This window comes from Brevundimonas sp. (assembly GCF_024711105.1).
GTDB lineage: Bacteria > Pseudomonadota > Alphaproteobacteria > Caulobacterales > Caulobacteraceae > Brevundimonas.
On sequence record NZ_JANJTL010000137.1, the window covers coordinates 1 to 25,103 of the forward strand.

Consider the following 25,103-nt stretch of genomic DNA (forward strand, 5'->3'; position numbering starts at 1 on the left):
TTCATCATCCACGCGGCATGGCTGCGTCAGGCTTTCGCCCATTGCGCAAGATTCCCCACTGCTGCCTCCCGTAGGAGTCTGGGCCGTGTCTCAGTCCCAGTGTGGCTGGTCATCCTCTCAGACCAGCTACTGATCGTAGCCTTGGTGAGCCTTTACCTCACCAACTAGCTAATCAGACGCGGGCCGCTCCAAAGGCGATAAATCTTTCCCCCGAAGGGCACATTCGGTATTAGCTCAAGTTTCCCTGAGTTATTCCGAACCTAAGGGTACGTTCCCACGTGTTACTCACCCGTCCGCCACTAACCCCGAAGGGTTCGTTCGACTTGCATGTGTTAGGCCTGCCGCCAGCGTTCGCTCTGAGCCAGGATCAAACTCTCAAGTTGAGTTGACATTGACTCCAGATCATCGGCCCGAAGGCCGGTTGCGTTCTGGTTTGCATAGTTTCTTGACGAGTTCCCACAAACGCCGATCCGAAGATCGGTATTCATGGTGTCTTCAAGAGACCGCAAGTTCGTCAGTGTCGAGATGGCTCGAAGCCATCGCCAGGACACCGCCGCCTGCGTTTCTCTTTCCAAATCAACGATGTCAAAGACCGAAACCACCGGAGTGGCCCCACCCGTTTAACGCCCGGTGGCCGGCGGAGGCGGCGATTTAGTCGCCGCCGATTTCGAAGTCAACCGGCTGTTTCCAGCTTTTTTTGCGGCCCTCGATCCGGAGATCGTTAGACACAAAAAGATCGCTTGGGCCTCCCAGGGGTTGCCCCGTACGGTCAAGCGATTCGATTGAAGCGCGGAAGATATGTTCGGCCGGCGGGAAAAGCAAGAGCCTTTCGGCTCCGGTTCTTCGTGTCGCCGCCCGTCTCCGAGCGAGGCGGCGATATACGGGCGCGCTCTGGCGGACGCAAGCGCCAAATGACTCTTTCGGCGGCTTTTTCGCCTACCGCGGGTCCGGCTCAACCCGCTCCGATATAGGCCTTCATGCTCTCGGCCTCGAAGGTGGCTTCGGCGATGCGCGTCTTGACCAGGTCGCCGATCGAAACGACGCCGACCAGCCGCTTGTCCTGGAGCACGGGCAGGTGGCGGATCCGGCGGTCGGTCATCCGCTCCATCAGGGTGTCGACCGTTTCGGTGGGCTCGGCGAAGACGACATCGGCGGTCATGTACGACGACACCGGCCTGGCCAGGGCCGATTGCCCGTCGCGCGCCACCGCCCGAACCAGGTCCCGCTCCGACAGGATGCCGACCACCCGATCGCCCTCGCAGATCACCAGGGCGCCGATCCGCTTGTCGTCGAGCTGGCGGGCCGTGTCGCCGAGCGTGTCGCCGGGCGCCGCCCGGAAAACGTCGGAGCCCTTGTCCTTCAGGATTTCGGCGATGAGCATGGCCAGACCTCCTTTAAGGAGAACACCGTCGCTCAATCCCGGGTTCGACGCAAATCCTGTCCGCCTAACGGGGGCCCCACGGACCTGACCGCGCGTCGGACGGCGGAGGCGCCTCGAAAGGGTCGGCCGGCTGCGGCGTGTCTCGCGAGCCGAATAGCCTGAGCCATGGCCCGACCAGCACCAGACCGGCCACGAGTCCCAGGATGTGGGCATCCCAGGCCACGCCTCGAACGCCGGTGCCCGGATCATAGCCGATCAGGCCGATGATCAGGTTGGCCCCGACCCACGCACCCGCGACGGTCAGGGTCCGGCGCGCGAACAGCGGCTGCAGCCGTCCGTCCGGCGTCATCAGCCGCGTCGCCGCTCCGATCAGGCCGAAGACAGCCCCGGACGCGCCCACCAGGCTCACCGGCGCATTCATGTGCAACAGCGCGTGGCCGACGCCGGCGAAGACGCCGCACAGCAGAAAGAAGCCCAGGAACGCCAGCGCCCCGCCAAGGCGTTCGCCGAGCTTGCGCGCCAGGGGCGCGCCGAAGGCCAGCACCCCGATCGCGTTCATGCCCACGTGTCCCCAGCCGTCGTGCACCCCCATGTGGGTCAGGACGCCTTGCCACCGGCCGTCGGCCAGGTCGGATGGGACCAGGCCGTATCGTGTCCCCCAGGCCTCGACGCCGCCCATGCGAGATTCGAGCAGGTAGAGGCCGACCAGGATCAGCGCCACGGTCACGATCGGCCACGGCGCGTTGAACGCCTTTTCCCTCTGCGGAGCTTCCAAGCCTTCGGGCGCCTTTCGGATGAGGTTAGCGAATCTCAAACGCTTCTTAAGAACCTTGACCCACTTTGGCACGCATCTAGGCGCCCAAGGTGTGCGCCGAAAGACGTCAGGACCGGTTCCGGATGATTCGACTGAGCGCTCTCAACAAGGTCCGGACCGTGGCGGTGGTCGCCGCGGCCGGCCTCGCGGCCGCCGCGTGCACGTCCCCGGTGGCCGGTTCGCGCGGCATGTACGCCCAGCCGATCGGCTCGGCGCCCGTGATCGCCAATCCGACCCCCTATTCGCCCGCCCTGTACTGCCTGGCGGACTGGGCCCGGGCCAACGGCCGGCCCTCGCCGCGAATCGCGGTCGGCCGCATCGCCGATTACACCGGCCAGGTCGGCGAGAACGGCCGGGTGATCACCCAGGGCGCCTCGCTCATGGCCATCACCGCGCTGGGCAAGGCGGGCGCGCGCCAGGTCGAGCGCTATGACACCTCCGTCTCCGAGATGGAGATGCGCTATTCCGGCGCCATGATCCTGGGCGAGGGCGAGGCCGAGACCCCGGGCGGCCCAGCCGAACCGCGCCGGCTGATCGCCGGCTCGGTGCCCGGCTCGGACTACGTCATCCAGGGCGGCGTCACCGAGGTCAATTTCAACATCCGCAACACCGGCGCCGAGGTCGGCGGCCAGAACGCCGGTCAGGACGATCCCTCCACCGGCGGCCTGTTCCAGCTCCGCTGGGCGGTCATGAACGTGGCGCTTGACCTGCGCGTCGTCGACACCCGCACCCAGGAGATCGTCGACGTCATCTCCTATCAGAAGCAGCTGATCGGGCGCGAAGTCTCGCTCGGCGTGTTCGACTTCCTGAACGGCAACACCTTTGACCTGTCGGCGGGAACCAGCGGCCATGAGCCGGTCCAGCTGGCGGTGCGGGCCCTGGTCGAGCGCGCCGTGCTCGAGATCATGGCCAACCTCTATGGCGCGCCGGGGCCGGAGGCCTGCCTGGCGGTGTCGGGCGACCCCCTGTTCGGCACGGTCGGCCCGACCGGCGGCTACTATCCGGCCTATGACAACATCGGGACCAACAACGCGGGCAGCCGCGCCGACCCGTCGCGCTGGCACGACCGCCGCGACCGCGACGTCCGGGGCAGCCGCTACTAGGGCCTAATCCAGCGCCCCGATGCCGGGCAGGCCGCGCATGCGGCCGGCCGAATCGAGCCCGTAGCCAACCAGATAGCGGCCCGGCGCCTCCCAGCCGACGAAGTCCGGCGTGATCGCCCGCGGCTCCGGCCAGGGCTTGCGGGCGAAGACGGCGGTCAGGACCCCGGAAGCCCCACGCGTCTTCAGGTGCTCGGCCGCGAACGCCATGGTCAGCCCGGTGTCGAACACGTCGTCCAGCAGCAGAACCTGCCGGCCGGTCAGGTCCCTCTGGGTGTCGGCGCGGATCTCGACCCGGCCCTTGCTCTGCTGTTCGTCGCCGTAGGAGGCCAGCCACAGGGCCTCGAACCGCACCAGCCGTCCACGCCGGGCCAGCGCCCGGGTCAGGTCCGCGGCGAACCAGATGCCGCCGGTCAGCAGGCAGACGGCCACCGTGTCGTCGGTCACGCGCGGGGCGATCTCGGCCGCCATGCGGTCGATCCGCTGGGCGATCTCGGTTTCGGAAAGCAGGATTTCGGGGGTCGGGAGGGGCTCAGCCATGCCCGGCGGTGGATACCGCCTCGGCGTCTTCGCTGTCGAGGGCGTGCGCTTCCTCGACCGGCAGGGGCTCGGCTTCCGGGATCGGGCCGTGGTCGACGTCCAGCGCCGGCCTCAGGCCCGGATCGGCCTCTTCGGCGTGCTCCGCTGCTTCCGAGGGCGCGTCCCGGGCCGGCAGGGCCGGGGGCGCCGTGCGCCGCAGCTCCGGCGCGAAGGCCAGGTCGACGTCCGCGCCATGGCCGCGCGGATCGGGAATGGTGGCGCTGAGATAGAGGACATGACCCGGCGCGATGGGCTCGGCCGGCGGTTGCACGATGCGGGTGTCGATCCGGCCGCCCTCCCCGTTCAGCAGGGCGACGCGCACGGGCGGCGCGCGGCGCGGCTCGGCGCGCACGTTGCGGACACGGAAGGTCACCTCCACGGCGCCGGAACCCGGCGGCCCCGCACGGGCCACCACCTCCTCGAACTCCAGCCCGGTAACGTTCACCGGCAGGCCCACCGCCGCATAGGCCGCGGCCGCGCGCGGCACGGCCTCCACCACATCGACCCGGAACAGATAGGCCGAGCCGATCAGCCCCAGGCCGACCGCGCCCATGAAGGCCCAGACCGCGCCGTGCACGATGGCCTTCTTCAGGCGGCGCTGTTCCTCGGCGCGGGCGCGCAGGACCTTGGGCAGTTCGGGGCCGGTCAGGGGCGCCTCGGGCGTCAGCGGCTCGCTGGCCATGCCGATGGCTCCGACCTCGGGATCGGCCACCAGCTCCAGCGTCTCTTCGCCCTCGGCCCGCCAGGCATGGCCGCACGACGTGCAGCGCACGGTCCGGCCGTTCGGCCCCACCGCCTGGTCGGGAACGAAATAGCGTGTGGAACAGTCGGGACAGGAAAGTATCATGTGCGGACAGGCGTGCTCACGCCTGCTCTCCCCGAGATCGTCCGTCCCGTCATGTCCGCCCAAGCCGTCGCGCCCACGAGCCCCGCCGTCCGTTTCGACTCCGTGGCCTTCCGCTATGGCGGTGAGGGGCCGGAAGTGCTGAGGGATGTCGCGTTTACCTTGCCGAGCGGCTCTTTCCACTTCCTTACCGGCCCGTCCGGCGCCGGCAAGAGTTCGCTGCTGAAGCTGATTTATCTCGGCGCCCGGGCCACTTCGGGCTCGGTGGAGGTGTTCGGTCGCGACACCGCGCGAATCGGGGCGGCCGAGCGCGCCCATCTTCGCCGCCGAATGGGCGTGGTGTTCCACGACTTTCGCCTGGTCGATCATCTCAGCGCATTCGACAACGTCGCCCTGCCGCTGCGCGTCGCCGGCCAGAAGCCGCGCGCCTATCAGGAGGATGTCAGCGAACTCCTCGCCTGGGTCGGGCTGGCCGCCCGGGCCGACAGCCTCCCGCCCGCCCTCTCGGCCGGCGAGAAGCAGCGGCTGGCCATCGCCCGCGCCGTGGTCGCCCGGCCCTGGCTGATCCTGGCCGACGAGCCGACCGGCGCCGTCGACCACGACATGGCCCTGCGCATCCTCAAGCTGTTCGTGGAGCTGAACCGGCTGGGCGCGACCGTCCTGATCGCCACCCACGACCGCGAACTGGTGGGCCGCTCGGGCATCCCTGAACTGCGGCTTGAGCACGGCCGCCTGACCCGGAATGCCGCATGAGCCGAACCGCCTATCGTCCGGGCCCGCTGCTGCCCGCCCGCGACGGCCGCGACGTGGCCCTGTTCGCCGTGGTCGCCATCCTCTGCGTTCTGGCCTGCCTGGGCGCCATGGCGGCCTCGGCCTCGGACCGCGCCGCGCGCGGCTGGGTCCGCGACATCCGCTCCGAAGCCACCGTCCAGATCAGCCCCCGCCCGGACGAGACGGGCGCCCAGGCCGCCGCCCGCGCCGCCGAGGTCCTGTCGGGCGTTCCGGGCGTCACCGAGGCCGCGGCCCTCGAGAGCGAGCGGGCCGAGGCCCTTCTGCGCCCCTGGCTGGGCGAGGCGGTGCTCCAGGACCTGCCCCTGCCCCATCTGGTGACCATCCGGCTCGATCCCGACGCCCCGGCCCGGCCCGAGGCGCTGAACCGGGCCCTGGCCGAGGCCGGGCTGGAGGGCCGCGTCGACGATCATTCCGTCTGGCTGGCCGACGTGGAGCGCGCCGCCCTGACCGCCACGATCGGCGCGGTCGTGCTCGGCCTGCTCGCGGCCCTGGCCGCCGCCGCCGCCGTGGTCTTCGCCAGCCGGGCGGGCCTGGCCGCGCGCCGGGGCCTGATCGCCACGCTCAGTCTGGCCGGGGCCACCGACGACTTCATCGCAGGCCTGTTCCAGGCCCGCTTCGCCTGGCTGGCGGCCGTGGCCGGCGCCGCCGGCGCCCTGGTCGCCTGCGCGGTCGCAGCCGTGCTGATCCTGATCGGCGGCGGCGACGGCTTCACCCCCGCCCTGCCGCTCGCCTGGAGCGACCTTCTGATCACGGCGCCCGCCCCACTGATCCTGGCCGGCTTGGCGGCGGTGGCGGCGCGATTTACCGTAGCGGGGCTGTTGCGCGACGGCGCGGACCTGGAGACCTGAGCGGAATGCGGTTTCTCGCCTTCCTTGTCGTCATCGCCGTGATCTGGTTCGCGGGCCTGATGGCCTTCGCCGACCGGGTCCAGCGCTCGACGCCCGCCGTCGATCCCGGCCGCGCCGACGGCATCGTGGTGCTGACCGGCGCCTCGGACGCCCGCATCACCACCGCCATGCAGCTCCTGCTCGACGGCCGGGGCTCGCGGCTGCTGGTCTCCGGCGTGAACCGCGAGGTCCGCCGCGAGGAGCTGCGCGCCCTCACCCCCGGCCCCAACCGCCTGTTCGACTGCTGCGTCGATCTCGGCTTCGACGCCGAGGACACGCTCGGCAACGCCCAGGAGATCGCCGCCTGGACCGAGGCCAAGCGATTCGACAGCCTCATCGTGGTGACCAGCGACTACCACATGCCCCGCGCCCTGCTCGAGATCCGCGGCCTGATGCGCGACGCCGAGCTGATCCCCTATCCGGTCGAGACGCCGTCGCTCGACACCGAGGACTGGTGGCGCTCGGGCCAGGGCATGCGGCGCATGACGCTCGAATACTCCAAATACCTCGTGGTCCTGGTCCGCGAGGCGGTGCTGCGGCTCTTCCCGGAGCAGCGCGACGAGGCCGCGGCCGCCCAGGGCGCGGCGACCAAGGCGGCCGTGAATGCTTGAAATCCGTAGGCTGCTGTTCGCCGCCTGGCTCTATCTGTCCATGCCGGTGGTCGCCATCGGCCTGTCACCGGCGCTGCTGCTGCCCCATCGCTACGCCATGGGCGTCATCAAGATCTGGTCGGCGGTCGTCATGTTCGGCCTGCGCTGGATCATGGGCGTCACCGTCGAGTTCCGGGGGCTCGAGCACCGCCCGTCGGGCGCGGCCCTGGTCGCCGGCAAGCACCAGTCGATGCTGGACGTGGTCGTCCCCTTCGCCGTGCTCCCGGACCCGTGCTTCGTCTTCAAGAAGGAGCTGATGTACGCCCCGTTCCTGGGCTGGTTCGCCCTCAAGACGGGCATGCTCCCCGTCGACCGCGCCGCCCACGCCCGCGCGCTCAAGGACATGACCTCAAAGGCGCGCGACCGCCTGAAGGACGGCCGCCAGGTCATCATCTTCCCCGAAGGCACCCGCCAGCTCCCGGGCGCGGCGCCGGCCTACAAGCCCGGCGTCGCCGCCATCTACCGCGACCTCGAAGCCCCCTGCTGGCCCGTCGCCACCAACTCCGGCGAGCACTGGCCCGCCAAGGGGATCAAATTCGTCCCCGGCCACGTCGTCTTCGAGTTCCTCGAACCCATCCCCGCCGGCCTCAAACGCCCCGAGTTCATGCGCGAGATCCAGGCCAGGATCGAAGCGGCCTCGGCGCGGCTGAGCGGGGGGTGAGAGTGGCGGGGCTGAATGTCCGCTATGGGTGGAAAGCGGACATTGGCGCGCTATGTCGGCTGGAACTGAAGGGCGGCGAGGTCAACCTGCCGCAAGTCCACGGTCTCACCCGCAAGGTCGCCGTGCTGGAACCCCTCCAGCGTTGAGGGGAAGCCTCCTTCAGCCCAAAGGATGAAGTCCATCCGGTTCCCCTCTCCATGCCCGACCAGAGCCACTGAGGGGCCGTTGATCATGCTGACATCACCAAGGGGCGACCCGAGGGTCCGATCAACTTGAAACGCGGTGTAGAAGCCGTGTCCGGTGTTCTCACGTTCCACTAGGCTGGCGGTGTTGAGCAGCGTCCAGAGCGCCTCCCGCTGAGCCGCTGTGAGTTGCACTCCCGCCTCGCAGATGAATCGGAGCGCATGGGTCTCAAGTGGAGTGAAGGGCAGCATAACCCACCATTAGCCCGGCTTTCGGATGTCCGCTAAGGGTGGAAAGCGGACACGGCTATCGCTGCCGAATGGGGTTTATGGTGATGCAATGCTGATTTCAAAGCGAGACGCCGCGCACGCGCTTTCATCGGCAATTACTCGCTTCGGCTTAGCCTTGAGCGATTACGATGATGGTTTTCTATTAGTTGGTCGCGGATATGCCATCCAGATATTTTGGGACTGGTCGGGTGTCTCGTTCGTATACATCGACCTTAATTCCGGTGTTCGGATCGATATTCTCGAATATCTGCTCAATCGGCGGAGAGCCAAATTGAGATTTCCCGGATACGGACAGGTGGAACGTATAAGAGATCGGCACATGATCGCCATGTCTGCGTTCGCGGACCACTTAGTGCGGGGCGGCTCTGATATCGGAGTTGGTGAAAAGACATGGCAGGCAGAACTGCGCGAAGCACCCGACAAAGCGCCGCCTGATATCCTTGAGCAAATTCGGCTGATGGCCCGTCACAGCGATGGCTCCTGAGCGGAAGCCCCCAAGATCGGGATCGGTTCCCAAAAGCCGCGCTCCAATGTCCGCTATGGGTCGAAAGCGGACTCTCGGAATGTCCGCTTTGGGGCCTGGCGCGCGCCCCGTTCTTGTCATCCCGGAAGCCGGATAGCAGCTGTCCGCGACAACCGCGCCGCCGCCCCGTTGTCCCGGCTCTGCGCTTCACTTGGCCGGGATGCAAAATCAGGGAGAGCCTCAGGCCCGAACGCCCCTCCCAACCGCCGCGGCCTCGCGCTATGACCCGCCCATGACCCTGCGCACCCTGCTTCTGTCCGCCGCCGCCCTGGCGCTCGCCACGGCAGCCTCCGCCCAGGAGGCGGACCTGATCCTGTTCGGGGGGCCGATCCACACCGGCGACGAGGCCCGGCCCACGGCCGAGGCCGTGGCGGTGGAGGACGGGGTCATCCTCTATGTCGGCGATCGCGCCGGCGCGGAGGCCCTGGCCGATGCGGTCACCCGACGGATCGACCTGCGCGGCACGGCGATGTTCCCGGGCTTCACCGACGGCCACGCCCACCTGATCGGCATCGGCCAGCGGGAGATGACCCTCAACCTCGAAGGCTCCGCCTCGGTCGCCGAGGCGATGCGGCGGCTGGCCGCCTGGGCCGAGGCCAACCCCGAGGGGCCCATCTTCGGCCGCGGCTGGATCGAGACCCACTGGCCCGAGGGCCGCTTCCTGAACCGGCAGGACCTCGACGCCGCCGCGCCCGGCCGGGTCGTCGTCCTGGTCCGCGCCGACGGCCACGCGCTCGCCGCCTCCACCGCCGCGCTAGAGGCCGCCGGGATCACCTCGGCCAGCACCGCGCCCGACGGCGGCGAGATCCAGCGCGAGGCGGACGGCGCGCCGTCCGGCGTCCTGATCGACGCGGCCATGCCGATGGTCGAGGCCCTGCGCCCCGCCGACACGCCGCAGGCGCGCCGGCAGGCGCTGCGCACCGGCGTCGAGGTCTATGCGTCCCAGGGCTGGACCGGCGTCCACAACATGAGCGTGGCGTGGGACGACGTGGCGATCATGGAGGCCATGGCCGGCGAGGGCGACATGGACATCCGGGTCTACAACGCCGTCGACCTGGCCGAGGCGGAGCCGCTGCTGGACGGCGGGCCGCGCGCCACCGGCGACGGCCGCGTCATCACCCGCTCGATCAAGGTCTATGCCGACGGCGCGCTTGGCTCACGCGGCGCGGCCCTGTTCGAACCCTATGCCGACGCCCCCCACACCCGGGGCCTTATGCAGACCACCGCCGAGGCCGTCCTGCCCGCCTATCGGCGCGCGCTTGAGGCGGGCGTCCAGATCGCCACCCACGCCATCGGCGACCGGGGCAATGACGAGGTGCTGGACTGGTACGAGGCCGCCGGCGTCACGCCGGACGCCCGCTGGCGCGTCGAGCACGCCCAGATCGTGCGGCCCTCGGACCTGCATCGCTTCGAGGACGACGGCGTGATCGCCTCGATGCAGCCCAGTCACGCCATCGGCGACCTGCACTTCGCCCCGGCCCGCCTGGGCGACGCCCGGCTCGAAGGCGCCTACGCCTGGCGGACCCTTATCGAGGACGGCGCCGTGGTCGTCGGCGGCTCCGACGCCCCGGTGGAGCGCGGCTCGCCGCTGATCGAGTTCTACGCCGCGGTGGCCCGCCGCGACCTGCAGGGTTTCCAGGGGCCCGACTGGCGTCCCCAGGAGGCCGTCAGCCGCGCCCAGGCGCTGGCCCTGTTCACCACGGCGCCGGCCTACGCTTCCTTCCGCGAGGACCAGCTCGGCATGATCCGTGAGGGCTACGAGGCCGACTTCACCGTCTTCGACGTGGACCTGATGACCGCGCCGGTGGAGGCCATCCCGAACGGCCGCGCGCTGCTGACCGTCGTCGACGGCGAGGTCGTCTATCGGGCGGAAGGCTGGTAGGGCCTCAGGCCCGGCCGGCCCTCAGGATGGCCTGTTCGTCCATGGCCGCGCTCTCGCGGCGGGCCAGGGCGGCCAGTTCGTTCAGCCGGGTCACCTCGGCGACATGCTCGAACTTCTTGAGCTCCTCGAAGGCGGCCATCAGGGCGTCGCGGGCGCCCTCCTCCTCCATCTCCATGGCGCGAAGTTCGGTCGTGGCGCTGTCCTTGCGGATCTTCCAGCCGTCCAGATAGGCCTCCAGCAGGCCGCGCTGGGAGGCGTCAGCCCGGGCGTGATCCGTCTCCAGCTCGCGCTCGGCGTCCAGCACCGCCAGCCGCATCTCGGCCGTGGCCCGGCGCGTGGCGATCTCGGCCAGGCGCTTCTGGAGCGTTTCGACCTCATAGCCCGAGATGCGGATGAGCGACTGGGCCCACTGGGTCATTAGGACGGCTCCTTGATCATGCCTTGGTTCAGTATGGCCTCCAGTCGCGCAAACGACTCGTTAAGAGGCGTCACATCGTCCTTGGCCTGGGTCAGAAAGCCCTCGAGCGCCGGGTTCAACGCGATGGCCCGATCCACGATGGGGTCCGAGCCGGCCCGATAGGCCCCGATGCGGATCAGCTCTTCCATGTTCTGGTAGGCCGACAGGCACTGGCGCGCCCGCCGGTTCAGCTCGCGCTCCTGCGGCAACTGGCAGTCCGGCATGGTCCGGCTGACCGACTTCAGGACGTCCACCGCCGGGAAGCGGCCGCGCTCGGCGATCTTGCGGTCCATGACGATGTGCCCGTCCAGGATCCCGCGCACCGCGTCGGCGATCGGCTCGTCGTGGTCGCCGCCGTCGACCAGCACGGTGAACAGGCCGGTGATCGGCCCGCCCCTGCGCCCGTCCGCCCGCACCGGCCCCGGCCCCGCCCGCTCCAAGAGCTTGGGCAGCTCGGAAAAGACGGTCGGCGTATAGCCCTTCGTCGTCGGCGGCTCGCCGGCGGCCAGGCCGATCTCCCGCTGCGCCATGGCGAAGCGCGTGACCGAATCCATCAGGCACAGCACCTCCAGGTCCTGGTCGCGCAGGAACTCCGACAACGCCATGGTCATGTAGGCCGCTTGGCGCCGCTTCAGCGCCGGCTCGTCCGAGGTGGCGACCACGACGATCGAGCGGCGCAGGCCGGCTTCGCCCAGCGTTTCCTCGACGAACTCGCGGACCTCGCGGCCCCGCTCGCCGATCAGCCCGACCACGACCGCGTCGCAAGAGGCCTCGCGCGCCAGCATCGACAGCAGCACCGACTTGCCGACGCCCGAGCCGGCGAAGATGCCCAGCCGCTGGCCCCGGCAGGTGGTTACGAAACAGTCGAGCGCCCGCACCCCCAGGTCCAGCCGCTCGCCCACCCGGTCTCGCGAGTGCGCCGCCGGCGGCGAGGCCCTGAGCGGATAGGGCGTCCGCCCGCGCGGCAGCGGCCCCTTGCCGTCGATCGGATTGCCGAAGGAGTCGATGATCCGGCCCAGCCAGGCGGTGGTCGGTCGGACCACCGCGGCGTCGGCCACGACCCGGATGTCCGAGCCCGGCGCCACGCCCTCGACCGGGCCGAACGGCATCAGCAGCGCCTTGGAATCGCGGAAGCCCACCACCTCGGCCGGCAGGGCCTCCTGCCCGCCCGAGCGGCCGATCTCGGCGCGCGAGCCGACCGAGAGCCGGGAAAGCGCCCCCCGGGCCTCGATCAGCAGGCCGGACACGGCGGCCACCTTGCCGGTCACGACAAGCGGATCGACGGCCCGGACGGCGGAGACGAGATGACGCAAGACTGGCCCCGAGTGCTGGCCTTCACTCCTGCGGGAACGTGGTTAACGGCGGATGAAATCAGGCCGCGAGACGCCTCAGCGGACCGCGCGCGACATAGCCGAGCGCGGCCATCCGAACGGGCTTCGGCGCCTTGCGGAACACCAGCGCCGTGACGGCGGCGCCGGCCAGCAGGCCCAGGCCCGCGGTCAGCCGCGGATGGTTGTGGGCGGCGGTATAGACGCTGAACGGCCGCTGCAGCTGGTCCGAGCGCACCTCTCCGTCCGAGCCGGCGGCGTGCAGGTTGTCGCCCGGGGTCTTGGGGTCACTGGACTGCTGCACCTTGGGCATCATCCAGCCGTAGAAGCGGTCGGCCAGCTTGGGCGAGATGTTCTTGAGCATGACCATCTGGCGGCCAGCGCCGCCTACGGTGACGCTGTGCTTCTGGAACTGGGCGGCGTGCAGGATGGCGTTGGCCACGACCTCCGGCGCATAGACCGGCTGGGGCACCTGGGCCTCGCCCTCCATGTAGTTGCGGGCGTGGCGCGGGAAGGGCGTGCCGATGCTGGCCGGCTTGATCAGGGTCACGGCGATGGGCGCACCCTCGGCCCGCAACTCCATGCGCAGGGCGTCGGTGAATCCCTTCACCGCGTGCTTGGAGGCCGTGTAGGCGCCCATCAGGGGGGCGGCCATGTCCGACAGGATGGAGCCGAGGTTGATGATGGCGCCGCCGCCCTCGCGCTCACGCAGATGGCCGGCGGCGGCGAGCGAGCCGTTCACCACGCCCCAGTAGTTGGTCTTGAACAGTCGCTCCTGGTCGGCCAGCGGGACCTGGCTGAGCTCTCCGTAGAGGCCCACGCCGGCGTCATTGACCCAGGTGTCGAAGCCGCCGAAGGCCTCGGTGGCGGCCTCGACCACCTCCGCTATCTCGTCCTGCTCGCCGACGTCGGCGGCGACCGCGATGGCCCGGCCGCCCACAAGGCGGATGTCCTCGGCGATGCGCTCCAGCTCGGCCTCGTTGCGCGAGACCAGGACCACGGCGGCGCCGGCCTTGGCGGCCTTTTGCGCGGTGGCCAGCCCGATGCCGGAGCTGGCCCCGGTGATGACGATGACCTGGTCCTTGAGGGGCTTCAGTTTCGGCTTCATGGGAGGGCTCCTGCGTTGCTCGCGGGGGCAACCGGAGCGGCGCAGGCAATGTTCCCCGCCAAACTCACCCGAGGCGGCGCAGCATCTCCTCGGCGAAGACGGTGAGGCCGTCGTCGCGGGCGCCCATGACGATGATCCGGTCGCCGGGGCGGGCCAGCTCCATCAGGCGCCCGGCGCAGGCGTCCCTGTCCGGCAGGGCCTCGGCCTGGACGCCCAGGCCGCGCAGGTCCTCGGCGAGGTGGGCGGAGCCCACGCTGCGGTCAGCGGTCCCCCCGAAATAGACCGGCTCGGGGATCAGCAGCAGGTCGTCGCACGCGAGGCCCTGCGCGAAGGCCTCGGCCAGTTCGGCCCGCATCAGGCGGATCGGGCCGTAGCCGTGGGGCTGGAACATGATCAGCAGCCGGCCCGGAAACGCGCGCAGGGTGGCGAGGGTGGCCGCGATCTTGTCGGGGTTGTGAGCGAAGTCGTCGATGACGGTGACCCCGCCGGACGTGCCCACGACCTCCAGGCGGCGGCGCACACCGCGGAAGCCGGACAGGGCCTCGGCCGCCTGGTCGACCGGCACCCCCAGCGCGCGCGCCGCGGCCACGGCGGCCAGGGCGTTGGAGACATTGTGCAGGCCCGGCGTGAGCAGGCGGACGATGTGCGAACGGCCGTCCTCGGCCAGGCGGAAGTCGACGCCGTCGGGCCGCTCCTGCGGCCCGCAGGCCAGGAGGTTCGCGGCCGGGTCGGACAGGCTGTAGGTGATCATGCCTTCCTGTCGCGCCTCGGCCAGGCGGCGGGTTTCGTCGTTGTCGAGGTTCAGGACGGCGATGTCGGCCTTGCCGGTGAAGGCGGCGAAGAGCTCGCGCAGCTCGTCCATCGACTTGTGGTCGAGGCTGACGTTGTTCACGACCGCGACGGTCGGGGAATAGAGCGCGATGGAGCCGTCGCTCTCGTCGATCTCGGCGACGAACAGGTCCGGCCCGCCGACGCGGGCCGAGGCGAAGGGCGTCTCCTCGGTGACGAAGTTGCGCATGTCCGCGCCGTTGACGACGGACGGATCCAGGCCGGCGCGATCCAGGATCCAGGCCAGCATGGCCGTGACGGTGGACTTGCCGCTGGTGCCGGCCACACCCACTCGGGACGAGGCCTGGCCGAACAGCTCGGCCAACAGCTGGGGCCGGCGGCGCACCTCGGCACCGACGGCGCGGGCGGCGACGAGGTCAGGCACGGTGTCCTCGACGGCGGCCGACGCCACGACCAGCTGGTCCGGCCGGGTTACACCCGAGCCGTCCTGCGGATGGAGCGCGATTCCGCGGCTTCTCAGGAAGTCGAACTTGGCCGAGCCGCGGGACTGGTCCAGCGCCCGGTCCGAGCCCTCGACGGCGAAGCCTCTTGCCCGCATCATGAGGGCCAGGGGCGCCATGCCGCTGCCGCCGACGCCGCAGAAGAAGTAAGAGGTCTCGCTCATCGGGCCTCCTTAGAAGGGGCGACCGGCGCGGGCAATCTGGAGACGATCATTGGCCGAGGCGCCGTTTCGCATAGCTGTCGTCGCGCCGGCAGGCCGCTTCACGCCCGAGGCCGCCGAGCGGGTCAAGGCGATCGCCGGGGCGCGGCCGGGACGACCGGTCGAACTCCATTTCCATCCGCAGTGCTTCCTCTCGCACGGGCACTTCGCCGGGGACGACAGGGCCAGGCTGGAAGCCGTGGTCGAGGTCGGAAACGACGCGCGTTTCGACGCCGTCTGGTTCGCGCGCGGGGGCTATGGCTCCAACCGCATCGCAGAAGCCGCGGTCGAGCGGCTGACGCCCGAGGCGCTGGCCAAGCCCTGGCTGGGCTACAGCGACCTCGGCTTCCTGATGGCCGGCCTGTTCAGGGCCGGGGCGACCCGGGTGGCCCACGGCCCGATGTGCAACGACGTGGTCCGCCCGGGCGGCGAGGCGGCGATCACGCGCGCGCTGGACTGGCTGGTCGAGGGCGACGAGGCTGCCTGCGAGCCCGCGGCGCTCAAGCGGTCGAGCCTGGCCTTCAACCTGACGGTCTTCTCCAACCTGCTGGGCACGCCGCTGGAGCCGGACCTGACCGGCCGCGTCCTGATGCTGGAGGAGGTCTCGGAGCACCACTACCGGATCGACCGCAGCCTGTTCCACGTCAGCTCCAACCCTACGGTGCGCAAGGCCGTCGGGCTGATGCTGGGCCGCTGCTCGGACATCCCGGCCAACGACCCCGACTTCGGCCAGGACGAGGAAGCCATCGCGCGGCACTGGTGCGAGGTCTCGGGCGTCGACTGGCTGGGCCGCGCCGACATCGGCCACGACGTGGACAACCAGGTGGTTCCGTTCCGGTGACGGGCGGACCTGCAGTCCGCAAAAAACACTGCAACTGCCATTTACTGCCATCTGGGAAGAGCGGGTGGAGGGATGATCGGACGAGGGCGGCGGGCATCCCGGTAGTGTAAGGGCCACCGCAGGGGATGAGCGTTCGCGGCGTCGAGAAACTTGGCTTCTGTCGAGAGCACAGGGACTTCCCCGACTTCAAAGCGGGAGCCCTTCGAGCTTGGCTTCGACGGGGTGTTCACCTGAACCTGGTGGACTGGCGCACCTGAATGGGGCCGTTCTGAACGTCCGCTATGGATGGAAAGCGAACATTGGCCGTGCAACGCTGGGCGGGGTCCCCACTGGCCGATCTGGATTAGCGTTCTCAGCATGGTCACCCTGCCGCTCCTTCAGCCTTTGAGGGCTTCCCGCATGGTCGGTGTGGCTGCGATGGTGGCGATAGGGAGCGCATGTGCATCTCAAACGGTGACGGTCGTACAGGCTAATTTGGCGCGAGACCTGACCTACCGGACCGAATGCGGGGCGCTGACGATCGAACCAGCAGTCGTGTCTGAGGATCTCCGCTACGTCGCTTTCGCGCGGGACTTCGACTGTCGACCCATGGGGCTGGAGGTTGGAGACCTGGTCAACGACCGGCGCGTGGCTGTCTTCGACCGGAATGGCACGCCCTGCCATTCGAGAGACACATCGGGGGACGTTCGGTTCGTGGGGAGAGAGTTGATTTGGCTCTGCGCTCCTGGCTCGGCGTTCGATCCAGCGCAACCGTTCGTGTCGATCTACAGGTGGTCTGCACCATTTACCGCACCGCCAGAGCGCCAAGACGTATGGCTGCCCTTCGACGATACGCATCTCGTGACGGTCGCCTCCTTCGCAGTCTCGCCGGATGGCGGCCAGATTGTGGTCGGGCTCATCGCCAATCAGCCGCCGATCACACGCGCGGGAACGGGCCATGTCTACGCCATCGACCGGCAGGGCCAGCTCACCGACCACACGGATGAGGCAGTGCCCGATGACAGCGCCAGCAACTGGCTCCCGGCCCTGGATGGTCTTTTCTGGACCCAGAGCGGGATCACGGTGTTTGGAGGCGAGGGGCCCAGCAGGCAGCTGATAGCGACGCGAATGGACCCCGCCACCTTCGAGCCTGTCGAGTCCTGGCGTCTGCCCTACGCGCCCGGTCGTTCCTCAGCGCACCTGAGCCTGTCATCCAACGATATGGTCGGCGTTTTTGCCGGCGAAGGGGCTCGTGAGCAGCCCTTCTTCGATGTCTACGACTTGGCCCGCCGCCAAATCATTCGGCGCTTTCCGAGCGAGGACATGGGGCTCCGGAGGCGGCATGGGTGGGGCGAGGTGTCCCCGGACGACCAGATGGCGACCTGGCTGGACCAACGCACATGTCAGATCGAGGTGCATAGAGGCGAGCAGTTCGACAGCCGTCACACTATGGAGTTTCCGGATCGGGATCGGGATCGTGAGTGTGGCGGCCAAGTGCGCGCGCTCACCGGCCAGCGCGTGCTGATCAACAACAACGTCACAATAGCCGTTCGCAGCGTGGACGACTGAGCCTCCCACGACCGGACTCTGGGAGCCAAGAAGCCGGGGGCGGCAAGTGTGCGCAAGGGCTCGAAGCGAACTTGGCCGCCACCTCCCCTCCTGGTTCCCGGGCCCAAAGGAAAGAGCCGCCCGCCGTGAGGCGAGCGGCTCCGGTCCCGGCGGTGGACCGCGGGGTCGGTGGCGGGCCGCTGGCCCGCCGCCGGGATGTCCTATTCGAAGTCCTGACCCTCGTCGGGCTCCGGCGCGCCCAGCAGCTCCTCGGCGATCTCGCCGGAGTGGCCGCGGACCGCCTGCTCGATCGAGGCGGCGATGTCCGGATTGGCCTTGAGGAACTCGCGCACGTTCTCGCGGCCCTGGCCGATGCGCTGGCTGTCGTAGGAGAACCAGCTGCCGGACTTCTCGATGACGTTGGCCTTCACGCCCAGGTCGATGATCTCGCCGAGCTTGGAGATGCCTTCGCCGTACATGATGTCGAAGGTGACCTCGCGGAACGGCGGGGCGACCTTGTTCTTGACCACCTTCACGCGGGTGGCGTTGCCGACGATCTCGTCACGGTTCTTGATCGCGCCGGTGCGGCGGATGTCGAGGCGGACCGAGGCGTAGAACTTGAGCGCGTTGCCGCCGGTGGTCGTCTCGGGCGAGCCGTACATCACCCCGATCTTGTGACGGATCTGGTTGATGAAGAGCACGATGCACTTGGACTTGGAGATGGAGCCGGTCAGCTTGCGCAGCGCCTGGCTCATCAGACGCGCCTGCAGGCCCGGCAGACTGTCGCCCATCTCGCCTTCGATTTCCGCGCGCGGCGTCAGCGCCGCGACCGAGTCGACCACCACGATGTCGACGGCGCCGGAGCGAACCAGGGTGTCGGTGATCTCGAGCGCCTGCTCGCCGGTGTCGGGCTGGGACACCAGCAGGTCGTCCAGGTTCACGCCGAGCTTCTGGGCGTAGACCGGATCCAGCGCGTGCTCGGCGTCGACGAAGGCGGCCACGCCGCCCTTCTTCTGGACCTCGGCCACGGTGTGCAGCGCCAGTGTCGTCTTGCCCGACGATTCCGGGCCGAACACCTCGAGCACCCGGCCGACCGGCAGGCCGCCGATGCCGAGCGCCAGGTCCAGGCCCAGCGAGCCGGTCGAGACGGACTCGATCTCGGCCACGACTCCGGCCTTGCCGAGCTTCATCACCGAGCCCTTGCCGAACGCCCGATCGATCTGGGCGAGCGCCGCTTCCAGAGCGCGCTGCTTGTCGCCGTCTTCCTTACCCACGAGCCTCAATGCCGATTGCGCCACAGCCTTGTTTCCCTTTGCCACGATTCCTCAAGTCGTTCCGGAAAAGGCCCGCTACCGACCCACCCTTGCGACGCCTGACTATGTGCACGGTTTGTTCCGGTTCGCAATATGTTCTCTTTTTCGGTTCGGCCGTGGTGCGTCCGCTTTTGTCGCGCCTGCGCCATCGCAGCGGGGAACCGGGTTCGACGGCGCCCGTTTCCGCTCCCTGACAGGGAGGGGCCACCGACCAGGAGGTCCAGATGTCGAAACTGCTCACTCTCACCAGCGCGCTCGCCCTGGGGCTGGCGGTCGCCACTCCGTCCGTCGCTCAGGGACGGGGAAACGGCCACGGCGGCGACCACGCCGAACGCGGCGGAGATGCGCGCGGACCGGACCGCGCTGAAACCCGCGGGCGGGGCCATGACCGGGAGGTCGTTCGCGTCCGCGCCCAGCCGGACGACCGAGGCCGGGGCCGAGGCGATGATGATCGCGGCGATGACGACCGCGGCCGCGGCCGGGGCTCCGACGAGGGGATGCTCGGGCGCGCCGTCCGCGACGCCGAGCGCAGCCAGGACCGCCAGCGCCAGGTGGTCCGCGAGGTGCGCGAGGTCGAACGCCGCGCCGAACGCGACGTGCGCCGCGAAGTCGAACGGCTTCAGGATCGCCGCGACGATCGGCCGGTGGTCATCATCCGCGACCGGGACAGGGGCCTGATCCAGGGCTGCCCTCCGGGCCTGGCCTGGCGCAACAACGGCTGCCTGCCTCCGGGCCAGGCGCGCCGCATCTCCCGCGACCGCGAGGACGCCTGGCGCCGCTATGATCGGTTCTGGAGCTGGGATCGCGACGACCGCTACGTCTACCGCTACGATGACGGCTATGTGTACCGGCTGAACAACCAGGGGTCGCTGCTGGGCTATATCCCGGTGCTGGGCGGCGCGCTGGGTCTCGGCAATGTCTGGCCGCAGCAGTACGCCTATGAACCGGCGCCGCGGTATTACACGGACTATTACCGACTACGGGATCCGTACGACTACCGGTACGCGGACGGCGTGATCTACGGCGTCGATCCGCAGACCCAGGCGATCCGGCAGGTGGTGGCGCTGGTGACCGGCCAGCCGTTCACGGTCGGCCAGCCGATGCCGGCGGGCTATGACGTCTACAACGTCCCCTACGCCTACCGCAGCCAGTACATGGACACGCCGGACCGCTGGTACCGGTACAACGACGGCTACGTCTATCAGGTGGATCCGACCACCCAGCTGGTCCAGGCCGTCATTCAGCTGCTGACCTAGAGGAGTCCGTCGATGCGCAAGATGATGCTGTGGGCGGCCGCGCCCCTGGTCCTGCTTACGACGGCGGCCTGCCAGCGGGTGGAGGAGACGCCCGCCGAGGCCGGGACCGGCATGGCCGAGCCTTCGTCGCGGACCCTGGCCGCCGGCCTGGACGCCGACCACGACGGGTTCAACGCCCTGGTCGAGTCCTCGGGGCTGGCCCCGGTGCTGGAGGGGGTGGGACCCTACACCGTCTTCGTCCCGTCGGACGCGGCGCTGCAGGGCGCGGGCGACCTCGACGATGAGGCGATGAGCGCCCAGGCCGCGGCCCTGCTGCGCGCCCACATCGTGCCGGGCTCATCGACCCGGGACGACATCCTGGCGGCGCTGGAGCGGGAATCGAGCGGCCAAGTCCAGATGCGGACCATGGCCGACACCCTGCTGACCTTCACGCGCGAGGGCGAGACGGTGATCGTCACGGCACCCGACGGCTCCAGCGGCCGGCTGACGGGCGAGGAGACGGTGGCCAGCAACGGGGTGATCCAGCCCGTGGACGGCCTGCTCGTGGCCGCCGGGGAGGCGTCCACAGCTACGGCGGGCGGTTAAGGACGATTTCCCGCAACCTTCCGGTCGGCTGTGCTGTTGTTCGCGCTCAGCCGCCGGGAGGGAGCCATGTCGCCGGATCATCCGCTCTATCGCCGCTGGGTCGAGGCCTTCGGCGAGCCGCCCATCGTGGACGACCCGCTGATGGTCGAGCAGCTGCTGCGCGAGTATGGCCTGGTGTCTGAAGGCGCAGACTAGGCCCGCTCGGACCACTCGCGCACCACCCGCTCCAGCACGTCCAGCGGCATCGCGCCGCCGTCCAGCACGGCGGAATGGAAGCCCTTGATGTCGAACCGCTCGCCCATGCGGGCGCGAGCCTCGGTCCGCATTCGGTCGATCTCGGTGTGGCCGATCTTGTAGCCGCAGGCCTGACCCGGCCAGACGCAGTAGCGCTCGCACTCGCTCTCGGCCGCGCCGGGCGCGAGGCCAACCGTTTCGATCATGTAGGCGATGGCCTGCTCGCGGCTCCAGCCGAGCGCATGGATGCCCGTGTCGATGACGATGCGGGCGGCGCGGTACAGGAACGACTGGTGGTAGCCGAGCATCCCCTCGGGGAAGTCGTCGTACATGCCGAGCTCGGCCGCCAGCTGCTCTGCGTAGAGGGCCCAGCCCTCGCCGTAGGCGTTGAACCCGAGCGTCTTGTGCAGCAAGGGCGTGCCTTCGGCCTCCAGCGCCAGCGAGCCCTGCAGGTGATGCCCCGGCAGGCTCTCGTGGTAGGTCAGCGTCGGCAGCGCCCAGCGCGGCCAGATCGCCGTGTCCACCAGGTTGATGTAGTAGGCGCCCGGCCGCGAACCATCCAGCGAACCCGTCTGCGCATAGCCGCGCGGCGCGCCGAGCTCGATCGCCACCGGCACGCGGCGCACCTCGACCCGGGCGCGAGGCATGCGCTCGAACACCTCAGGCATGCGGGCGGTGACCGCCTCCACCTGGCGGTTGAGGTCGGCCAGCAGGGCGGCGCGACCCTCGTCGGTGTTCGGATAGAGGTGGCGCGGGTCCTGGCCGAAGGCGGTCAGGCGCGCGCCGACCGAGCCGTCGGTGTAGCCGCGCTCACGCAGCAGCGGGTCGGCCAGGGCCTGGATCTGGGCGACCTGGTCCAGGCCGATCTGATGCGCCTCGGCGGGCGAGAGGCCGGTCGAGGTCTGAAAGCGCAGGCACAGGTCGTAATAAGCCTCGCCGCCCCGGCGCGCGCCGATGCCCGCGTCGTGGATGGCCGAGGGCCGGATGCGGCGCAGCTGGGCGATCTGGGCGTCGAGGGCCGAGGCGATGGGCCCGTTAACGATACCGCCCGCGCGGCCCCCCCAGTCGCCGGCGAGACCGGCCTCGGCGGTCTTGCGGACTAGTGGCTGGACCAGCATGGCGTCGAGTCCGGCGCGCAGCGCGCCGAGCTGGGTCAGGGCCTTGTCGAGCACGAAGTCCGGCGGGACGATGCGATGGTCCGAGGCGTCCACAGCGGCTCGCTCGGTCTCGTGGCCGAGGTTCTCGGCGAAGTCCGACAGCCGGCTGAGATAGGCCTCGGCGTCGTCGGCGGTCTCGACGGAGTGCTGGCTGTCGAGGAAATCCGGAACGGCCTGATAGGACCCCGTCAGCTGGCTGATCACATAGGGGCAGGGATACATGTAGCTGTCGACGCCGCCGAAGGGCACGGCGGCGATCTCCACGGCGCGGTCGGACATCCAGACCACCGTGTCGAAATCCGAGAGGTCGCGTCCGCGAAGCGGGGCGCGGTCTATGGCCGCCAGCGCCGGCGCCGCCTCCGCCAGCGGCTTCAGCACGTTCAGCCGGTCCGTATAGCTCCGGCTGTCGAGACGGGATTTCAGGTGGGCCCGCTCGCCGACGTCGAGGCCGAGGCCCGTGGCCCCGATGGGAGACGCGATCAGGAAGGCTTCGAAAATCTGGTCATAGAGAATCCGCGCCATGGTGGCGGCGGGCGGCCGCTCCGTGCCCGTCGGCGAAGCCGGGCCTGTCGACAGAGTCCCGCAGGCGGTGAGCAGGCCGGAGCCGGCGGCCCCCAGCAGCAGGTGACGGCGATTGAGCACGGCGGTTCCTCCCGGATGCGGCCCGCACCATGGAGCGCCGGAGAGCTCAACGGCAAGGCCGATCCTTGATCCCCTCGCGCCGCACGGCGTTTAAGGGGTCATGACCAAGACACGAAAAGCCGCCGTCCTGACGATCCGCAACGCCCGCGCCTCAGACGTCAAGGACATCTCCGCCCTGGTGGCGAAGGTCTACAAGACCATGCCGGCCTATTCGCCGGGGATGCTGCGCGGCCAGATCGCCGCCTTCCCGGACGGCCAGTTTGTGGTCGAGTACGAGGGCGAGATCGTCGGTTATGCGGCCGGATTCCGCATCGACGAGAAGACGGCGATGTCGCCGCATACCTGGACCCAGATCACCGGCGGCGGCTACGCCGCGCGGCACGACCCGAACGGGGACTGGTTCTATGGCATGGAGGTCTGCGTCGACCCGGACCGGCGCCGCCTGCGGATCGGCCAGAGGCTGTACGACGCCCGCCGCGACCTGTGCGAGGCCCAGAACCTGAAGGGCATCGTCTTCGGCGGCCGCATGCCGGGCCTGTCAAAGAAGAAGAACCCCTATCCCGAGCCCGAAGCCTATCTGGACGCGGTCACCGCGCGCCGGATGAACGACCCGGTGATCGGCTTTCACCTGCGCAGCGGCTTCGAACCCGTCGGCGTGCTGAAGGGCTATCTGCCGTCGGACGCGGAATCGAACGGACACGCGGCCCACATGGTCTGGCGCAATCCCTATTTCGTGCAGCAGGACGCCAAGAAGGGCGCGGCCTTCGCAGTCAAGGAGAACGTCCGCGTCGCGACCGTCCAGCTGCAGGCCCGCAAGGTAGCCAGCTTCGAGGAGTTCATCTCCAACGTCGAATATTTCGTCGACATCACCTCGGACTACCGCTCGGACTTCGTGATCTTCCCGGAGCTGTTCACCCTGCAGCTGCTGTCGCTGGAGCCCAAGCGGCTCACGCCGGCGGAATCGATCGAGGCTCTGACCCGCTACACCCCGCGCTTCGTGGAGGCGCTGCGGCAGATGGCGGTCAGCTACAACATCAACATCATCGGCGGGTCGCACCCCACCCAGACCGACGACGGCGACATCCAGAACGTGGCCTATGTCTTCCTGCGCGACGGGTCGGTCCACGAGCAGGAGAAGATCCACCCGACCCCCAACGAGCGGCACTGGTGGAACATCAAGGGCGGCGATCGGGTCCACGCGATCGACACCGACTGCGGGCCCATCGGGGTGCTGATCTGCTATGACTCCGAGTTCCCGGAACTGGCCCGGCGCCTCGTCGACGAGGGCGCGCGGATGCTGTTCGTGCCGTTCTGCACCGACAACCGGCAAGGCTATCTGCGCGTGCGCTACTGCTCGGCCGCGCGCGCCATCGAGAACCAGTGCTACGTCACCCTGTCCGGCAATGTCGGCAACCTGCCGAACGTCGAGAACATGGACATCCAGTACGCCCAGTCCTGCATCCTGACGCCCTGCGACTTCCCCTTCGCGCGCGATGGCGTAGCCGCGGAGGCCAGCGAGAACGTCGAGACCGTCACGGTCGCGGACCTGGACCTGTCCGACCTCGCCTGGGCCAAGTCGCAAGGGACCGTTCGCAACCTCAGGGACCGCCGCTTCGACCTCTACAAGACCGTCTGGGCCGACGAGAAGTGAGCGCCGTCAAGACGGACGTCCTGATCGTCGGCGCGGGCCCGGCCGGCCTGACGGCCGCGACCTATCTGGGGCGGTTCCACCGGCGCGCGGTGGTGGCCGACGGAGGCGAGCCGCGCGCCGCCTGGATACCGCTCAGCCACAACATGCCGGCCTTCCCGGAAGGTGCGGGCGGCGAGACCATCCTGAAGCGCATGCGCGACCAGGCCGAACGCTACGGCGCCGAGATCCGGCCCGGCCGCATCCGCAAGCTGACCGTCAGCGACGACAGCGGCTTCGTCGGCTGTTTCGAGGACGGCGGCGAGGTGCGGGCCCGGGCGGTGCTGCTGGCCACGGGCGTCGAGGACCGCCGCCCGCCCCTGCCCGGCGTCGAGCGCGCCATCGAACGCGGCCTGGTCCGCATCTGTCCGATCTGCGACGCCTACGAGGCCACCGGCAAGTCCATCGCGGTCATCGCCCGCGGCGAGAAGGGCGCGCGCGAATGCGCCTTCCTGCGCACCTATTCCGACCGGGTCGCCCTGATCCACGTCGGCGAGCCGGAGGATATGGCCCGGCGCGGCGACCTGGAGGCCCTGGGCGTGGAGGTGATCGACACCGCCTTCGACGAGGTCCACATCGAGGACGACCGCATCACCGCCCTGTCCTGGGAGGGCGAGGCGCGCAGCTTCGACGTCCTCTATTCGGCGCTGGGCACCGACGCGAACGTCAAGCTGGCCGTGCAGCTCGGCGCCGAGCGCAGCGAGGACGGCCGCCTGGTCGTCACCGACCACATGCAAACCAGCGTGCCCGGCCTCTACGCCGCCGGCGACGTGGTGCTGGGCCTCAACCAGATCGCGGTCGCCACCGCCGAAGCCGCCATCGCCGCCACCGACATCCACAACCGCCTGTGCCAGGCCGACGGGATGCGGCTTTAGCCATCCCTCGCCCGCGCA

25 protein-coding genes and 1 rRNA gene are annotated in these 25,103 nt (G+C 69.4%); 14 read left to right on the forward strand and 12 right to left on the reverse strand.

Annotated features, from left to right (window positions below):
* The 3 genes from Q0M60_RS10125 to Q0M60_RS10135 all read right to left on the reverse strand — a co-directional run.
* Positions 1-383: ribosomal RNA gene (locus Q0M60_RS10125) — 16S ribosomal RNA — on the reverse strand; the annotation flags it as partial.
* A gap of 569 nt (positions 384-952) precedes the next feature.
* Positions 953-1,381, reverse strand: a complete 429-nt coding sequence (locus Q0M60_RS10130; RefSeq protein WP_296818897.1) for a CBS domain-containing protein — start codon at positions 1,379-1,381, stop codon at positions 953-955.
* Between the two features lie 64 nt (positions 1,382-1,445).
* The gene (locus tag Q0M60_RS10135; RefSeq protein WP_296818899.1) at positions 1,446-2,156 is read right to left on the reverse strand and encodes a rhomboid family intramembrane serine protease; all 711 of its coding nucleotides are present in this window, start codon (positions 2,154-2,156) and stop codon (positions 1,446-1,448) included.
* 122 nt (positions 2,157-2,278) lie between these two features.
* Between Q0M60_RS10135 and hfaB the strand changes: the two genes are divergently transcribed.
* Entirely contained in the window at positions 2,279-3,298 is a 1,020-nt protein-coding gene (hfaB, locus tag Q0M60_RS10140; protein ID WP_296818901.1) for a holdfast anchoring protein HfaB, read from the forward strand.
* Positions 3,299-3,301: 3 nt separating this feature from the next.
* On the opposite strand, the gene Q0M60_RS10145 is transcribed toward hfaB, so the two are convergent.
* Both Q0M60_RS10145 and Q0M60_RS10150 read right to left on the reverse strand, forming a co-directional pair.
* Complete coding sequence (locus tag Q0M60_RS10145) at positions 3,302-3,835, reverse strand: phosphoribosyltransferase family protein (protein ID WP_296818903.1); 534 nt, start codon at positions 3,833-3,835, stop codon at positions 3,302-3,304.
* A complete protein-coding gene (locus tag Q0M60_RS10150) occupies positions 3,828-4,721 on the reverse strand; it encodes an MJ0042-type zinc finger domain-containing protein (RefSeq protein WP_296818905.1) in 894 nt (297 codons plus the stop codon). The genes Q0M60_RS10145 and Q0M60_RS10150 overlap by 8 nt, the downstream gene beginning before the upstream one ends.
* A 51-nt stretch (positions 4,722-4,772) precedes the next feature.
* On the opposite strand from Q0M60_RS10150, the gene Q0M60_RS10155 reads away from it, so the two are divergent.
* The 4 genes from Q0M60_RS10155 to Q0M60_RS10170 are packed head-to-tail and all read left to right on the forward strand — an operon-like array spanning position 4,773 to position 7,708.
* Complete coding sequence (locus tag Q0M60_RS10155) at positions 4,773-5,471, forward strand: ATP-binding cassette domain-containing protein (protein ID WP_296818907.1); 699 nt, start codon at positions 4,773-4,775, stop codon at positions 5,469-5,471.
* Positions 5,468-6,358 carry an FtsX-like permease family protein gene (locus Q0M60_RS10160; protein WP_296818909.1) on the forward strand — a complete coding sequence of 297 codons (891 nt, stop codon included), beginning with the start codon at positions 5,468-5,470 and terminating at the stop codon, positions 6,356-6,358. Before Q0M60_RS10155 ends, Q0M60_RS10160 begins: the two co-directional genes overlap by 4 nt.
* A 5-nt stretch (positions 6,359-6,363) precedes the next feature.
* Entirely contained in the window at positions 6,364-7,008 is a 645-nt protein-coding gene (locus tag Q0M60_RS10165; RefSeq protein WP_296818910.1) for a YdcF family protein, read from the forward strand.
* The gene (locus tag Q0M60_RS10170) at positions 7,001-7,708 is read left to right on the forward strand and encodes a lysophospholipid acyltransferase family protein (RefSeq protein ID WP_296818911.1); all 708 of its coding nucleotides are present in this window, start codon (positions 7,001-7,003) and stop codon (positions 7,706-7,708) included. The genes Q0M60_RS10165 and Q0M60_RS10170 overlap by 8 nt, the downstream gene beginning before the upstream one ends.
* Positions 7,709-7,758: 50 nt before the next feature.
* On the opposite strand, the gene Q0M60_RS10175 is transcribed toward Q0M60_RS10170, so the two are convergent.
* Positions 7,759-8,142: a hypothetical protein gene (locus Q0M60_RS10175; RefSeq protein ID WP_296818913.1), complete on the reverse strand. Its 384-nt coding sequence runs from the start codon at positions 8,140-8,142 to the stop codon at positions 7,759-7,761.
* A gap of 88 nt (positions 8,143-8,230) precedes the next feature.
* Between Q0M60_RS10175 and Q0M60_RS10180 the strand changes: the two genes are divergently transcribed.
* Together Q0M60_RS10180 and Q0M60_RS10185 are read left to right on the forward strand one after the other, a co-directional pair.
* A complete protein-coding gene (locus Q0M60_RS10180; protein WP_296818914.1) occupies positions 8,231-8,665 on the forward strand; it encodes a hypothetical protein in 435 nt (144 codons plus the stop codon).
* A 271-nt stretch (positions 8,666-8,936) separates the two neighbouring features.
* The gene (locus Q0M60_RS10185; protein WP_296818916.1) at positions 8,937-10,586 is read left to right on the forward strand and encodes an amidohydrolase; all 1,650 of its coding nucleotides are present in this window, start codon (positions 8,937-8,939) and stop codon (positions 10,584-10,586) included.
* A 4-nt stretch (positions 10,587-10,590) separates the two neighbouring features.
* Here the strand turns inward: Q0M60_RS10185 and Q0M60_RS10190 are convergent, their stop codons facing one another.
* The 4 genes from Q0M60_RS10190 to Q0M60_RS10205 all read right to left on the reverse strand — a co-directional run bounded on the left by Q0M60_RS10190 (position 10,591) and on the right by Q0M60_RS10205 (position 14,932).
* Positions 10,591-11,004: a flagellar FliJ family protein gene (locus Q0M60_RS10190; protein WP_296818918.1), complete on the reverse strand. Its 414-nt coding sequence runs from the start codon at positions 11,002-11,004 to the stop codon at positions 10,591-10,593.
* Positions 11,004-12,356 (reverse strand): flagellar protein export ATPase FliI, encoded by a 1,353-nt coding sequence (gene fliI, locus Q0M60_RS10195; RefSeq protein WP_296818920.1) that lies wholly within the window; start codon positions 12,354-12,356, stop codon positions 11,004-11,006. Before fliI ends, Q0M60_RS10190 begins: the two co-directional genes overlap by 1 nt.
* 58 nt (positions 12,357-12,414) lie before the next feature.
* Entirely contained in the window at positions 12,415-13,479 is a 1,065-nt protein-coding gene (locus Q0M60_RS10200) for an SDR family oxidoreductase (RefSeq protein WP_296818921.1), read from the reverse strand.
* 64 nt (positions 13,480-13,543) lie between these two features.
* Positions 13,544-14,932, reverse strand: coding sequence for a Mur ligase family protein (locus Q0M60_RS10205; RefSeq protein ID WP_296818923.1), 1,389 nt, complete (start codon positions 14,930-14,932; stop codon positions 13,544-13,546).
* Between the two features lie 49 nt (positions 14,933-14,981).
* On the opposite strand from Q0M60_RS10205, the gene Q0M60_RS10210 reads away from it, so the two are divergent.
* On the forward strand, positions 14,982-15,809 hold the full coding sequence (locus Q0M60_RS10210; protein WP_296818925.1) for an LD-carboxypeptidase: 828 nt from the start codon (positions 14,982-14,984) through the stop codon (positions 15,807-15,809).
* A gap of 357 nt (positions 15,810-16,166) precedes the next feature.
* Positions 16,167-17,357, forward strand: coding sequence for a hypothetical protein (locus tag Q0M60_RS10215; RefSeq protein ID WP_296818928.1), 1,191 nt, complete (start codon positions 16,167-16,169; stop codon positions 17,355-17,357).
* Positions 17,358-17,557: 200 nt separating this feature from the next.
* Here the strand turns inward: Q0M60_RS10215 and recA are convergent, their stop codons facing one another.
* The gene (recA, locus tag Q0M60_RS10220) at positions 17,558-18,634 is read right to left on the reverse strand and encodes a recombinase RecA (protein ID WP_296818931.1); all 1,077 of its coding nucleotides are present in this window, start codon (positions 18,632-18,634) and stop codon (positions 17,558-17,560) included.
* Between the two features lie 239 nt (positions 18,635-18,873).
* Here recA and Q0M60_RS10225 point away from each other — a divergent pair, with 239 nt between their 5' ends.
* The 3 genes from Q0M60_RS10225 to Q0M60_RS10235 all read left to right on the forward strand — a co-directional run bounded on the left by Q0M60_RS10225 (position 18,874) and on the right by Q0M60_RS10235 (position 20,685).
* Positions 18,874-19,905 (forward strand): hypothetical protein, encoded by a 1,032-nt coding sequence (locus Q0M60_RS10225; RefSeq protein WP_296818934.1) that lies wholly within the window; start codon positions 18,874-18,876, stop codon positions 19,903-19,905.
* Positions 19,906-19,917: 12 nt separating this feature from the next.
* Positions 19,918-20,490, forward strand: coding sequence for a fasciclin domain-containing protein (locus Q0M60_RS10230; RefSeq protein WP_296818936.1), 573 nt, complete (start codon positions 19,918-19,920; stop codon positions 20,488-20,490).
* 66 nt (positions 20,491-20,556) lie between these two features.
* Positions 20,557-20,685, forward strand: coding sequence for a hypothetical protein (locus Q0M60_RS10235; RefSeq protein ID WP_296818939.1), 129 nt, complete (start codon positions 20,557-20,559; stop codon positions 20,683-20,685).
* Here the strand turns inward: Q0M60_RS10235 and Q0M60_RS10240 are convergent.
* Complete coding sequence (locus Q0M60_RS10240; RefSeq protein WP_296818941.1) at positions 20,682-22,523, reverse strand: DUF885 family protein; 1,842 nt, start codon at positions 22,521-22,523, stop codon at positions 20,682-20,684. The genes Q0M60_RS10235 and Q0M60_RS10240 overlap by 4 nt on opposite strands.
* 100 nt (positions 22,524-22,623) lie before the next feature.
* On the opposite strand from Q0M60_RS10240, the gene Q0M60_RS10245 reads away from it, so the two are divergent.
* Both Q0M60_RS10245 and Q0M60_RS10250 read left to right on the forward strand, forming a co-directional pair.
* Positions 22,624-24,174 (forward strand): GNAT family N-acetyltransferase, encoded by a 1,551-nt coding sequence (locus Q0M60_RS10245; RefSeq protein ID WP_296818944.1) that lies wholly within the window; start codon positions 22,624-22,626, stop codon positions 24,172-24,174.
* A complete protein-coding gene (locus Q0M60_RS10250) occupies positions 24,171-25,085 on the forward strand; it encodes an NAD(P)/FAD-dependent oxidoreductase (protein WP_296818946.1) in 915 nt (304 codons plus the stop codon). Before Q0M60_RS10245 ends, Q0M60_RS10250 begins: the two co-directional genes overlap by 4 nt.
* Positions 25,086-25,103: the final 18 nt, after the last annotated feature.